Genomic DNA, 12,582 nt, shown 5'->3' with positions numbered 1-12,582 from the left:
GGTGTATGCAAGTGGGAGCAAGAGTTAAGATGGTTTCAGAGATCGAGAAGATAATGAACAACATCGAGCACATAAGGAACATAGGCATTATAGCGCATGTCGACCATGGGAAGACCACGCTCAGCGACTCCCTACTCGCTGCCGCAGGCATTATTAGCGATAGGATCGCTGGTGAGGCCCTGGTTCTAGACTTCCTGAGCGTTGAGAAGCAGAGGGGTATAACCGTTAAGTCAGCGAACATAAGCCTGTACCACGAGTACAACGGTAAACCCTACGTGATCAACCTAATCGACACCCCAGGCCACGTTGACTTCTCGGGCAAGGTGACGAGGAGCCTTAGAGTTCTGGATGGCGCAATAGTTGTAGTAGACGCTGTAGAGGGAGTGATGACTCAGACGGAGACTGTAATACGCCAGGCCCTAGAGGAGAGGGTGAGGCCGCTCCTCTTCATAAACAAGGTGGATCGTCTCATAAAGGAGCTCAAGCTGCCTCCAGAGAAGATAATGGAGAGGTTCATAGAGATCATAAGAGAGGTTAACAACCTCATAGACATCTATGGAGAGGACGAGTTCAAGAAAAAGTGGAAGCTCAAACCACAAGATGGAACAGTTGCGTTCGGCAGCGCCAAGGACAGGTGGGGAATCAGCATACCAATGGTGGAGAAGAAGGGTATAACCTTCAAGGAGATCATAAAAGCATATGAGACCGGTGATAAGAAGGAGATCGCCAACCTCGCTAAGCTAATGCCTGTCCACGAGACTGTGCTGGACATGGTCGTTAGGTTCGTACCCAACCCGAGAGAGGCGCAGAGGTACAGGATACCCAAGATATGGAGGGGAGACATAAACAGCGAGCTGGGCAAAGCCCTCCTAAACGCTGATCCGAACGGTCCACTAGTATTATTCGTGAACGACGTCAGGGTTGAGAAGACAGGGCTAGTAGCTACTGGGAGAGTCTTCTCCGGAACACTAGAGCCTGGCAAGGAAGTCTACATGCTAACTGCCGGGAAGAAGGCCAGGATCCTCCAAGTAAGCCTCTACATGGGACCCTTCAGGGAGATCACAAAGAAGATACCCGCAGGCAACATTGGCGCAGTCATGGGCCTTGAAGATGTGAGAGCCGGCGAGACAGTAGTAGACCCCAGCGTCCTAGAACAGGCAGCACCATTCGAGCAGCTGCGATACGTGAGCGAGCCCGTTGTGACAATCGCTGTTGAACCAGTGAGGGTACAGGACCTACCCAAGCTCATAGAGGCGCTTAGAAAGCTGACCATTGAAGATCCCAACCTGGTTGTCAAGATAAATGAGGAGACCGGGGAGTACTTGATCTCGGGTATGGGCCCGCTTCACCTAGAGATCGCTCTAACATTCCTAAAGGAGAGATACAACCTCGAAGTCAAGGCGAGCCCGCCAATAGTAGTCTACAGGGAGACTGTAAGAAAGGAATCCCAGATATTCGAGGGCAAGAGCCCCAACAAGCACAACAAGTTCTACATTAGCGTGAGCCCACTCAACGAGGAGACCCTGGAACTAATACAGAAGGGGGTAGTTACTGAGAACATGGACCCACGTGAGAGAGCCAGGATCCTGAGGGACCAGGCTGGATGGGACTATGATGAGGCCAGGAAGATCTGGGCTATAGACGAGGGCCTCAACATATTCGTTGACAAGACGAGCGGTGTACAGCACCTGAGAGAAGTAATGGACACCATACTAGCAGCGTTCAGGCTAGCAGTCAAGGAGGGACCCCTAGCAGCAGAGCCGGTGAGGGGGATCAAGGTAGTACTACACGATGCAGTGATACACGAGGATCCAGTCCACAGGGGACCGGGACAGATCTACCCGGCTGTGAGGAACGCCATATGGGCTGGCATACTCAACGGCAAGCCAACCCTGCTCGAGCCCCTACAGAAGCTAGATATTAGGACGCCAATGGAGTATGTGAGCACCATAGCAGGCGTAATAGCTAGGAAGAGGGGCAGGATACTCGAAGTCCAGAGCGCGGGTCTAGCGGCGAGGGTTATAGCTGAGGTCCCGGTATCGGAGAGCTTCGACCTAGCAGCTGAGCTGAGGAGTGCCACCGCAGGCAGAGCCTTCTGGGGCGTCGAGTTCAGCAGGTGGGCTCCCGTACCCGATAGCCTACTGAATGATCTCATCAAGAAGATCAGGGAGAGGAAGGGTCTGCCTCCGAACCCGCCAAAGATAAGCGACTTAATCGGATTCTAGCCCCCTTAATGGGGATTCCAACACTCTTCCCACCATTTTCTCAAGGACTTTAAAAAGCTCCTGTATAGACTCTCATACTAGGCGTCGGAAACTACTATATATATGTATACAGAACTATCTGCTATTCTACGGGGGCTATCGCCCCACGGTGGGTAACCATGTTAGAGTATCTGTCTGACACACTGGTAAAAGCGTCCACGAGCCTAGTAATACTACCAGTAATACTCATACTGATACTAGCAGCAGTAGTGGTCCTGCTAGACCGTCTCACAAGGGCGAGACCAGACATCGTCGCACAGGAGAAGTATAGGTATGAGAGGTTCGAGGCAGGCAACCCTCCTCCAAAATCCGAGGCCAGGGGGAGGGTTTCAATGCAGTACCTTGGCTACCTTATAATCTTCCTAGCGGTGGAGCCGGCTGTAGTGATATTCGCCATACTCCTAGCAGTGCCGGGATCTCTTCTCGGCAGCCTCCTATGGCTATACGGCGTATTAATAGCAGTGTACGCCCCCCTCCTAGCCTATGCCGTCAGGGAGGCTAGGAGAGTAGAGTCTTGGATGCTGGAGGGGTGAAATCTCATGGCACAGGAAGAGGGCAAGGTTTACGTTGGGAATCTCGATGTTTCGGCTAAGAAGGCACGGAAGGTGCTCATGGGTAAGCTGAGGCTTGGAAAGCTGGTTGACTGGGGGACAGCCTTCTCTCTCTGGCCAGTACACTTGACAACAAGCTGTTGCGGGTGCGAGTTCGCAGCGGCGTGGAGTCCAAGGTACGATAACGAGCAGCATGGTGCTCTCCCATGGGTTGGTGCAAGGCAGACTAACATGATCTTAGTGGAAGGGACTGTTTCAAAGAAGATGGCGTGCGCTGTCAGGGTAGTCTGGGAGCAGATGCCACAGCCAAAGTTCGCCATAGCAATGGGGGCCTGTGCTCTTGACGGTGGAATATTCTACAACAGCTACAATATTGTGAGGCCATGGGAGATCATACCTGTAGATATCTACATACCAGGCTGTCCGCCTAGGCCAGAGGCTGTTGCTAGGGCTATCATTGAGCTCCAGAGGAAGATTAGGAAGGAGGGTGTAGCCGGCAAGTTCGTTGAAGAGGGATGGAGGCCCGATAAGGAGTATGTTAAGCCGAAGGAAGACGTCTGCGCCTGGTGGAGGGGGTAGCCGTGGCAAGCGAGATTATTGAGAGGATTAAGGCGGTCTTAGGCGATATGGTAGAGTCTGTCGAGGAGGGTAAGGGAGTAGTACACATATTCGTACCCGTGGATAAAGTGGTTGAGGCCGCGAAGAAGTTGAAGGAGATGGGCTTCGACCACGTCAAGGATGTGACTGCAATCGATTACCCCAAGGAGAACACGATAAAGATAATCTATCACGTATCTAGCTACGGCGATCTAGAGCTCTCCAAGCACATAGTAGGCCTGGGATACAGCGTACCCAGGGATACCGTGAAGGTTCCATCTCTCTACTATGTCTGGACGTCGGCAGACTTCCAGGAGAGGGAAGTCTACGAGGGCTTCGGGATACTCTTTGAGGGCCACCCTGACATGAGGCCTCTCCTCCTCTCACCACCGGTAGCAGAGCAGAGACCGCTCCGCAAGGATTTCGTTGTAAAAGAAGACTCAATATTCAGGCAGTAGGGGGTGTTTAGTGGATGTCGGGATTCATTCAAACAAAGGGGAATGTGGGCTTCAACGATCTCAACCTCCCCGGAGCCTGGACTAGGAAGATAGGGAAGGACCTCTACGAGGTCTTTATAGGACCACAGCATCCGGGCTCCGGTCACATGAGGATAGTCATAAGGATTGATGGAGACGTAATAGTAGAGGCAGACCCCGACATGGGGTACGTGCACAGGACAATGGAGAAGCTTGGAGAAGTTAGAACCTGGATTAAAGGGATCCCCCTCTACGAGAGAATGGCCATTCACGACGCCTGCAATATAACCCTACCATACGTTAGGGCGGTTGAGAAGCTACTCGGCATTGAAGCGCCTCTAAGGGCCCAGTACCTGAGGGTACTGCTGTGCGAGATCGACAGGATCGCGGCATACCTCTACGGGTTCGGGATCTTTGGAGTATTCGTCGGGCACTCTACAATGTACATGTGGCCCTTCGGGGACAGAGAGGTATGGGTCGAGCTAGCCGACTGGCTGACGGGAGCGAGGCTAACTCACTCCTACCCAGTCTTCGGCGGTGTTAGGAGGGATGTTCCAGCGGGCTTCACAGACCAGCTAAGGAAGGCTATAAGGTATATGAGGAGGAGGCTCGAAGAGTACAGGAAGATATACGTTGATAACCCTGTAATAAGAACAAGGCTAGAGGATGTGGGAGTCATACCGAGGAACCTCGCCATCGAGCTAGGTATCACCGGACCCAACCTGAGGGCGAGCGGAGTCCTCTATGATGCAAGGTACAATGATCCGTATGAGGTCTACGACGAGCTTGACTTCGAGATACCAGTCTTCCAGGAGGGAGACGCACTAGCGAGGGTATGGCAGAGGGTCGAGGAGATAAAGCAGAGCCTAAGGATACTAGAGCAGGTGGCGGACTGGCTAGATAAGCACCCGAGAGAGCCTATACTACACGAAAGGTTCTGGAAGACAGCCCCACCCTTATACAAGAAAGTGTTCGAGGCTGAGGGAAGAGCTAAGCTGATGCCGATATACGCTATGCTCAAGGTTCCCAAGGGGAAGTCCTACGCTAGGGGCGAGACTGCTAGGGGCGAGATAACCTACTACGTGGAGAGTGATGGGGGCCAGACCCCCTACCGGGTGAGGATCGTGTCAGCCTCAGCTAGGAATGCTATTGTATTCAAGTACATCCTCCCAGGCCATAGAGTCATGGATCTCCCCACGATCTATGGTAGCATCGACTACTTCCCACCGGAAGGTGATAGGTAGGAGGGGGTGTTGGATATGGGATGGCTTCATGCCTTGATTGAGATAATAATATGGCCTCCTATATGGCAGCTTATAGTTTTGGGTCTTATCGCTCCGCTCGCAGTAGTCATAGGGATACTCTGGTTCGAGAGGAAGACGGCGGCGAGAGTTCAGAGGAGGTTCGGCCCCCTCCAGATAGCTCCAAGGATTGGAGGGGCGATACAGCTCATCGCTGATCTAGTTAGGTACTCTTTCCAGGAGATCATAATACCGAGAACAGTGGATAAGGGAGTATTCATCCTCGCCCCTCTAACAGCGCTTGTCTTAAGCATACTGCCCGTTGTGGCAATGCCTTTCACAAGCATCTCTAGATGGTGGCCTATACCGATGCAGTATAGCGTCCTCATATCGCTTGCACTTACAACGGTCTCCGCGATATTCCTCGTCGCGGCGGGATGGGCTAGCAATAACAAGTTCTCCATAATAGGCGGTATGAGGGAAGCCTACATGATCACTGCGTATGAGCTCATGATAATACTCTCCATACTCTCTGCATCGGCGATGACCATGTCATACAACTTCGTCGACATAGTGCAGGCGCAGGCAGGGTGGAAGTGGTTCATAATACTCAACCCGATAGCCTTCCTCGCAGTCTTCATAGGAGTCCTAATGGCGACCAGTGGATTCCCGTTCGAGATACCTGAGAGCGAGAACGAGCTGGTAGCGGGACCCTACACCGAGTACTCGGGCCTACTCTACGGGATCAACATGGGCGCTGCTTACATCAAGAGGTTCGTCTACTCCCTGCTGATAACGCTGGCCTTCCTAGGAGGATGGCTACCATACCAGCCCGGCCCCGGCTTCATTAGCGGTTACCTGATACCATCAATAGTAGTTATAGTTAAGGCGACGATCTTAATGGCGATATTCAGCTTCCTCAGAGCAGTGTACGGCAGGTATAGGCTGGACCAGGCGCTCGACTTTGCATGGAAGATACTTTTCCCATTGGCCCTGGCCGGCTTCGGCCTCGGCCTACTCGAGGCATATGCGGGGTTGATATAGGATAGGAGGTGATCTATGGTGCCGCCCAAACCCGTTCCAAGGACGAAGCCTAGGAGAGGAATATTCCACGCCTTCAAGGGTAACCTTGAGGCTATAATGATAGGGGTCAAGTACTTCTTCGACCCTAAGAGGTACACTCTAGTATATCCGAAGGAGTACGCTAAGTTGCGTGAAGGATACAGGGGCTTCATAGTACTCAAGAAGGAGAAGTGTATTAACTGCGCCAGCTGCGCTAGGATCTGTCCTGCAGCCGCCATGAAGATGGTTAGGATACCCGAGGTTGACCCGAAGACGGGCAAGCAGAGGGTGAAGAACTGGCCAGTTATAGATTATAGAAGATGCATATTCTGCGGGTATTGTGTAGATGTATGTCCAACCGAGGCATTGTACCATGTACCGTATCACGATGTTGTATATGAGAACCTGGCGGAGATGTACCTCGACCTAGAATCCTTCCAGAAGCCGCCGGAGTACAAGACCGCCGAGGAGGGGATACCGGTCAAGTACATTGTCGACGAGGAGCGCGGGCTGGTCAAGGTCCCAGTCCGTGAAGAAGGGGGTGAGGAGAAGTGATAGAGGAGTATGTTCCCTTAATGGGGGGAATATTAGGCATCTTAATGATACTGGCAGCATACTTTACGGTAAGGCATAGGGATCTAGTGTACTCTAGCGTATCCCTTGCACTTCTAGGATCCCTCAACGCAGCGCTCATAGCTCTACTAGGATACACGCTGGTAGCAGTCTTCCTAATCATAGTATACGTTGGAGCAGCCGTAATGTTCATCATCATAAGCGTCTCCATGCTCGGCGGGGGAGGCGAAGAGGCTAGAGACGAGGCATCGGGTTTCTTCGCAGGCTCTGCAGTGGCAACGTCGCTCCTCCTACTATTAGTTGGCAGCGGCCTCTACAAGGCCTTCACCCGGGCATCCACAGTTCCCGTTTCTAGGGTATCCGAGACCCTAGCATCAGGCTATGGACTGGTACTTGCATTAGTCTTCGTCGCCCTTGCAGCTACGCTGGTTGAGGCGATATCTATTGCTAGGAGGGGGTGATCGAGCGTGTCGTTTGTAGATGCATCCCTGGCGGGAGTCGCAGTGGTGAGTGCTTCAATAATCGCAGGTCTAGCTGCCTACGGAATGGCATCTTCTAGGAACTTCCTAAGGCAGCTCCTGTCAATAGAGGTCTTATTTAACGCCATCCTGCTAATAATACTAGTCCTCGCAGGAGTAAACCCAGCTTATACGACAGCCTTCGCCATCCTGCTAATATCCATTGTTTCGGGAGAGGTTATTGTACTCGTCTCGATCGTAGTAGCCTTCTACCGGGTGGCGAGGGAGCTGAAGTCGACCTCGATAGAAGAGGAGGGGGTGTAGAGTATGCAGGCAGGATTCCCGATATGGTGGACCTCAGTCCTACTCCCTATACTGGTTGGCATCGTAGCCCTTGCAGCGAAGAATAGTGAGAAGGCTATCGGGTGGATAACTGCTATTGTACTACTAATTCCGGGAGCGGCAGTATTTGCCTACTGGGTCAGCGGCGATATTAAAACTGGAGTCGTTGACCCAGTAGTCCTAGACCTTACCAAGTACGGCATAGGTAAATTCTACATGTTGGTGGATGGTCTCTCCGCACCAGTGGTTGCCGGGATAAGCATAGTAACCGGTCTAGTGGCATTATATAGTATAAAATACATGAAAACAAGGATAAAGGAGATGATGGAGGAAGGAGATGTTCCTCCAAGCATGGGCGCATACTACTTCCTATACAATCTCTTCGCGGCTACAATGCTAGGCATGGCCCTCTCGACAAACCTCGTCGAATTCTACGTATTCCTAGAGGTCTCCCTCATATCATCATTCCTACTAATAGCCTACTATGGATACGGGGATAGAAGGAAGATCTCACTGCTATACTTCATCTGGACGCACGTGTCGGGAGCGCTATTCCTAGTGGGTGTGCTATACTATGGGATAAACGCTGGCTCCTTCGACGTTGTCGAGTTAACCCAGGCAGGGATAAGCTACGTGTCACCAGCTTACACTGTACTGGCTCAGAGCGCTGAGATAGCGGCTCTCCTCATAATAATAGGGCTATTCATAAAGATGGCGGTGCTTGGAGTCCACATGTGGCTACCATACGCTCACGCTGAGGCGCCAACTCCAATCTCAGCCCTACTATCACCCAACCTCATCGGGATCGCCGGCTACGCCCTCGTGAGGTTCGCCATACCCTTATTCCCCGACATATTCCAGCGCCTGCAAGGATACCTCATAGCCCTAGGCCTAGCAACCATAATCTACGGCGGCCTTGTAGCGTTGAAGCAGACTGACTTCAAGAGGCTTCTCGCCTACTCCAGCGTCAGCCAGATGGGCTACCTCCTACTAGGGATAGCTACACTGACAGCATATGGTATAGGGGGAGCAATGCTCCACTATCTCAGCCATGCTATCGGGAAGGCAGTCCTCTTCATGACGGCAGGAGTATTCATAACGGAGCTACATGGTCTCAGAGACCTCAGGAAGATGGGTGGGCTTGCTAGAGCGTACCCCTTAACGGCAGCGGCGGCCTTACTAGGCTTCATGCACCTAGTAGGGATGCCGCCCTCGCTTGGAATGTGGAGCGAGATCCTCATAACGCTGGGCGTGGTTAAGGTTTACGCCGGGGCCTCTGCAGGGACCCTGGTTGCAGTCGCCGCTGCACTTATAGTAGCTTTGGGTGTAAGCGCGGCTTATGCATTCATAACAATGAGGAGGATATTCTATGGCCAGTTCACCAGGGAAGAAGTAGAGATGGGAGTAAAGCCCGGCATGGAAGTATTTGATGCATTCAAGGCCATAGTACTACTGGTAGCGGTTATCGGAGTCTTCTATTTCATAGCGGTGACCCCCGTGATGGACTCTCTCAAGCCAGCCTCAGAGTTAATCGTATCCTTACTGGGGTGATGATGTGATGGATGCATCGGTTACGATGACAGGCATGATGCCCTGGTCCCTCATCTGGGCTTTCCCATACCTTGGGGCCGCGGTACTGGCCCTCCTCTACCTAATAGGAGTGAAGAATGAGAAGGTGTACGCCTGGGGGAGCGTATTCAGCATACTAGTATCAGCCATTATCGCAACCATGGCTGCTCAGAAAGTCTACTCGACAGGGCCAATATACAGTCTCTACGGGAAAATATGGGTCCCCTGGCTCAACATTACAGTGGGCACCTATCTCGACGGTCTAGGCGTAGTAATGACCCTGGTGGTCTCGTGGATCAGCCTCCTGATAGCAATCTACAGCGTTAAGTACATGGAGGGCGACTGGGGTGTAGCGAGGTACTTCTTCTTCATCACATTCTTCGTGGCAAGCATGCTGCTGCTAGTGACCGCTGACAACCTAGTTCTAATGTTCATTGGATGGGAAGGTACGGGGCTAGCAAGCTACGCGCTCATCGGCCACTGGTATACCGATGAGGAAGAATACTGGGTCGGAGTACCAGGTAGGAAAGCGCTGGGCCAGCCAATGTACTTCGAGCCAAGCCACAGCGGTGTAAGAGCCCTACTATTCACCAGGATAGGAGACATCGGCCTCCTCATAGGCATGTCCATGATATACCTCCTAACTGGAACCTTCAACATACCAGACCTAGCCGCAAGCGCCAGCACATGGATCGCCTACCTAGCCTCGAAGGGAATACTCGTACCGGTCCTCATACTATTCAGCCTCGGAGCGCTTGCGAAGAGCGCTCAGTTCCCGTTCCACGAGTGGCTTGTAACAGCAATGACCGGTCCAACACCGGTCTCCGCCCTAATCCACGCCGCCACCATGGTGAAGGCTGGAGTATACTTCATGTTAAGGTTCGTCCCAATAATCTTCGCAGGCGCCTACGCACTCCTACACACAAACCCAGTAGCCGTTGAGGCTGTGAAGGAGTACTTTACGATAATGGCCGGCTTGGGAGCAGTGACAGCCTTCATGATGGGTACAATGGCCCTAGTCTCCAACGAGCTCAAACTCATACTAGCCTTCTCAACGGCGAGCCAGCTAGGATACATGTTCCTAGGCGCGGCTCGCAGCTGGACTGCTGATAGAGGAGGGCTACGAGGGACTCTCACTGGGAATAAGCGCGGGGCTAGCTCACCTAGTGAGCCACGCCCTCTTCAAGGCATCACTCTTCCTCATAGCAGGATGGCTACTGCATGTAGCCCACAGCAGGTTCATAGACCAGATGGGTAAATATGCCAGCGTAATGAAGATCACGGCAATATCAGCATGGCTAGCGGGTTTAAGCCTAATGGCGATACCGCCTCTAAGCGGCTTCTACTCTAAGGAGCTCGTACTCAAGGCGGCTGAGGATGCCCACTTCACCTGGGGCTACACGCTAGGATTATTGACAGCAGCGCTCACAGCGGCTTATACTCTAAGGATGCTGCTTAGAGTGTTCCACCTCGAGCCCTACGAGAAGCACGAGGGTCACGAGGTTCACGAGGCACCCGGCCTCATGCTATGGCCCTACACAATACTGGCAGTAGCAACGCTCGTCCTAGGACTCTACTGGACAGGGACGGCTAGAGCCATTTCTGAGGCGATCTCAGATACCCTGAGCGTTGGAGAGGCAGTACAACTCTCAGTAGGACTTACCGAGAGCGTGATAATAGCTCTAAGCCTCGTAGGAGTCACCCTACTAATAGTGGCTGGACTATACGCTGCAGGGGTAGACTTCCCAGGATTGATCAGGAGGTCGACAGTGGCGAGGGCAATACACGACTTCCTCTATGATAGGTGGTACATTAACTCGATATACTATATAGTGATAGTAGGCGGCTTTGCAGCACTAGCCTCTCTACTAGCCATTGTAGACCTAGGCATAGACCTCTTCTACCACTTCGCCATACCAGTACTATTCGCTCTAGGAGCAGCTGGACTGAGAGCGTTGCATAGGGGTAGAACGGACTACTATATGATGCTCTACCTGTACTTCGCAACCGCTCTACTACTCTTCTTGTACCTGGCGTGGGGGTGACGTAGATGGACGTGGTACTCGGCGGACTATATAGTGTGCTTGCGATAGCGATCCTCATCCCACTCGTGTCCATGTTCACATCGAGGACAAGCAAGGCGCTGCCTGGACTAGCATGGCTGGCAGTAATAATCTACTTCCTAGTATCATATGATACCTATGAGAAGGCGCCACTCACCCTATATAATGGACTCGTACAGCACGACCACTTCACCAGCCTCCTGCTGATGGCGATAAGCCTTACAGCATCGATATCCCTGTTGGCCGCTGGGAGGGACCCTGCATTCTGGGAGAGCAGCCCGGCGTTCTACAGCCTGCTACCACTAGCCCTCTTCGGCTCATACTACCTTCTGGGAGCCACCGATGCGCTAGTAGTACTGGCAACATGGCTGCTTGTATCAGTAATCAGCTACGTCTTGATAGCACTCCCCAGCGACAAGAATAGCAGGGGAGCCGCTATCCAATACATATTCATCGGAGCAATAGCCACGCTCTTCCTCGCAGTATGGGCGGGGGGAGAGTATGTTATCTCCTCCCAGGAGGGAGCCCTAAGCTTCGCTATAAGCGCCCTGACTATAGACAAGTTCAGCGCCCTCGTGCTCCTATCATTGCTGGTAGCACTCGGATTCAAGGTGGGAATAGTCCCGTTCCACTGGTGGCTGCCAAGCGTCTACTCCAAGGGCAACGGGTACATGGTTGGAGTCGTAGCTGGCGTGATAAAGATCGCCTTCGTAGGAATCCTAGCAAGGATAATACTCTACTCTTCTCAGAACCCAGTCGTCGCTGGAAAGATAGCAGTGATCCTAGCAGGATTCGCCGTAATAACAATGACGTACGGAAACCTTGCAGCACTAACAACAAGAGACCTCAGCAAACTATTAGCATACAGTAGCATAGCACAGGTTGGATACATACTAGTAGGTCTAGCGGCACTCGCATACCTGGCCCCACAAAACACGGTCATGAAGACAATAGCACTAGCAGCTGTAGCAATCCACGCCACCGCCTACGGTCTATCTAAGGCGGCGTTATTCCCCATAGGAGTTGATGAATCAAACATTGATAAGCTGAGAGGCCTACTCTCAGACAACAAAGCAGTCGCGGTCTCAGCTGGAATACTGCTTATGAGCCTACTAGGGCTACCCCCGCTACTAGGATTCTGGGGCAAGCTATACCTATTCTACGCCGCCTCAACGTATTCGGTCGTTCTAGTTGCAGTTGCACTGGTAAACAGTGCGATAAGCTCAGCTTACTATGTGAGGGCGATAAGAGACCTTGTAGCTTCTGGGAAGCCTGCTGTAAGCCTGAGATCACATGTTGGAGCCGCCATAATAATAGCTGCGGTAGCGATACTCGTGCTCGGCCTAATTGCACCCATATATGTTTCGGGTCTAAGCTAGCACGCCT

13 protein-coding genes are annotated in these 12,582 nt (G+C 52.3%); all 13 read left to right on the top strand.

Annotation, left to right across the window (positions count from 1 at the left end; translation table 11 throughout):
* Nucleotides 1-5 precede the first annotated feature (5 nt).
* The 13 genes from ACZ47H_RS05860 (at nt 6) to ACZ47H_RS05800 (ending at nt 12,575) form a co-directional block, all read left to right on the top strand.
* The gene (locus ACZ47H_RS05860) at nt 6-2,225 is read left to right on the top strand and encodes an elongation factor EF-2 (RefSeq protein ID WP_464932763.1); all 2,220 of its coding nucleotides are present in this window, start codon (nt 6-8) and stop codon (nt 2,223-2,225) included.
* A 158-nt stretch (nt 2,226-2,383) separates the two neighbouring features.
* Nucleotides 2,384-2,797, top strand: a complete 414-nt coding sequence (gene ndhC / locus ACZ47H_RS05855; protein ID WP_464932762.1) for an NADH-quinone oxidoreductase subunit A — start codon at nt 2,384-2,386, stop codon at nt 2,795-2,797.
* Between the two features lie 6 nt (nt 2,798-2,803).
* Nucleotides 2,804-3,394 carry an NADH-quinone oxidoreductase subunit B gene (locus ACZ47H_RS05850; RefSeq protein ID WP_464932761.1) on the top strand — a complete coding sequence of 197 codons (591 nt, stop codon included), beginning with the start codon at nt 2,804-2,806 and terminating at the stop codon, nt 3,392-3,394.
* 2 nt (nt 3,395-3,396) lie between these two features.
* Nucleotides 3,397-3,870, top strand: coding sequence for an NADH-quinone oxidoreductase subunit C (locus ACZ47H_RS05845; RefSeq protein ID WP_464932760.1), 474 nt, complete (start codon nt 3,397-3,399; stop codon nt 3,868-3,870).
* Nucleotides 3,871-3,884: 14 nt separating this feature from the next.
* Nucleotides 3,885-5,132, top strand: coding sequence for an NADH-quinone oxidoreductase subunit D (locus tag ACZ47H_RS05840; RefSeq protein ID WP_464932759.1), 1,248 nt, complete (start codon nt 3,885-3,887; stop codon nt 5,130-5,132).
* A 15-nt stretch (nt 5,133-5,147) separates the two neighbouring features.
* Nucleotides 5,148-6,173, top strand: a complete 1,026-nt coding sequence (gene nuoH, locus ACZ47H_RS05835; protein WP_464932757.1) for an NADH-quinone oxidoreductase subunit NuoH — start codon at nt 5,148-5,150, stop codon at nt 6,171-6,173.
* An 18-nt stretch (nt 6,174-6,191) separates the two neighbouring features.
* The gene (gene nuoI / locus ACZ47H_RS05830; protein ID WP_464932756.1) at nt 6,192-6,746 is read left to right on the top strand and encodes an NADH-quinone oxidoreductase subunit NuoI; all 555 of its coding nucleotides are present in this window, start codon (nt 6,192-6,194) and stop codon (nt 6,744-6,746) included.
* A complete protein-coding gene (locus tag ACZ47H_RS05825) occupies nt 6,743-7,225 on the top strand; it encodes an NADH-quinone oxidoreductase subunit J family protein (RefSeq protein ID WP_464932755.1) in 483 nt (160 codons plus the stop codon). The genes nuoI and ACZ47H_RS05825 overlap by 4 nt, the downstream gene beginning before the upstream one ends.
* Before the next feature lie 6 nt (nt 7,226-7,231).
* The gene (locus ACZ47H_RS05820; protein ID WP_464932754.1) at nt 7,232-7,546 is read left to right on the top strand and encodes an NADH-quinone oxidoreductase subunit K; all 315 of its coding nucleotides are present in this window, start codon (nt 7,232-7,234) and stop codon (nt 7,544-7,546) included.
* 3 nt (nt 7,547-7,549) lie between these two features.
* Nucleotides 7,550-9,115 (top strand): complex I subunit 4 family protein, encoded by a 1,566-nt coding sequence (locus ACZ47H_RS05815; protein WP_464932753.1) that lies wholly within the window; start codon nt 7,550-7,552, stop codon nt 9,113-9,115.
* Between the two features lie 7 nt (nt 9,116-9,122).
* Nucleotides 9,123-10,391 (top strand): NADH-quinone oxidoreductase subunit 5 family protein, encoded by a 1,269-nt coding sequence (locus ACZ47H_RS05810; RefSeq protein ID WP_464932752.1) that lies wholly within the window; start codon nt 9,123-9,125, stop codon nt 10,389-10,391.
* Complete coding sequence (locus ACZ47H_RS05805) at nt 10,300-11,178, top strand: proton-conducting transporter transmembrane domain-containing protein (RefSeq protein WP_464932751.1); 879 nt, start codon at nt 10,300-10,302, stop codon at nt 11,176-11,178. The genes ACZ47H_RS05810 and ACZ47H_RS05805 overlap by 92 nt, the downstream gene beginning before the upstream one ends.
* A gap of 5 nt (nt 11,179-11,183) precedes the next feature.
* The gene (locus tag ACZ47H_RS05800) at nt 11,184-12,575 is read left to right on the top strand and encodes a proton-conducting transporter transmembrane domain-containing protein (RefSeq protein ID WP_464932750.1); all 1,392 of its coding nucleotides are present in this window, start codon (nt 11,184-11,186) and stop codon (nt 12,573-12,575) included.
* Nucleotides 12,576-12,582: the final 7 nt, after the last annotated feature.

The organism is Thermodiscus maritimus, assembly GCF_055382595.1.
The sequence above is the reverse complement of the archived record's forward strand: the minus strand, read 5'-3'. Positions and strand labels throughout refer to the sequence as shown.

Excerpts from the sequence above, each read along its gene's own strand:
- ACZ47H_RS05840 (WP_464932759.1), top strand. The coding sequence starts at position 3,885 with ATGTCGGGATTCATTCAAACAAAGGGGAATGTGGGCTTCAACGATCTC.
- ACZ47H_RS05815 (WP_464932753.1), top strand. The coding sequence starts at position 7,550 with ATGCAGGCAGGATTCCCGATATGGTGGACCTCAGTCCTACTCCCTATA.
- ACZ47H_RS05810 (WP_464932752.1), top strand. The coding sequence starts at position 9,123 with ATGGATGCATCGGTTACGATGACAGGCATGATGCCCTGGTCCCTCATC.
- ACZ47H_RS05850 (WP_464932761.1), top strand. The coding sequence starts at position 2,804 with ATGGCACAGGAAGAGGGCAAGGTTTACGTTGGGAATCTCGATGTTTCG.
- ACZ47H_RS05800 (WP_464932750.1), top strand. The coding sequence starts at position 11,184 with ATGGACGTGGTACTCGGCGGACTATATAGTGTGCTTGCGATAGCGATC.
- ACZ47H_RS05860 (WP_464932763.1), top strand. The coding sequence starts at position 6 with ATGCAAGTGGGAGCAAGAGTTAAGATGGTTTCAGAGATCGAGAAGATA.
- ndhC (WP_464932762.1), top strand. The coding sequence starts at position 2,384 with ATGTTAGAGTATCTGTCTGACACACTGGTAAAAGCGTCCACGAGCCTA.
- nuoH (WP_464932757.1), top strand. The coding sequence starts at position 5,148 with ATGGGATGGCTTCATGCCTTGATTGAGATAATAATATGGCCTCCTATA.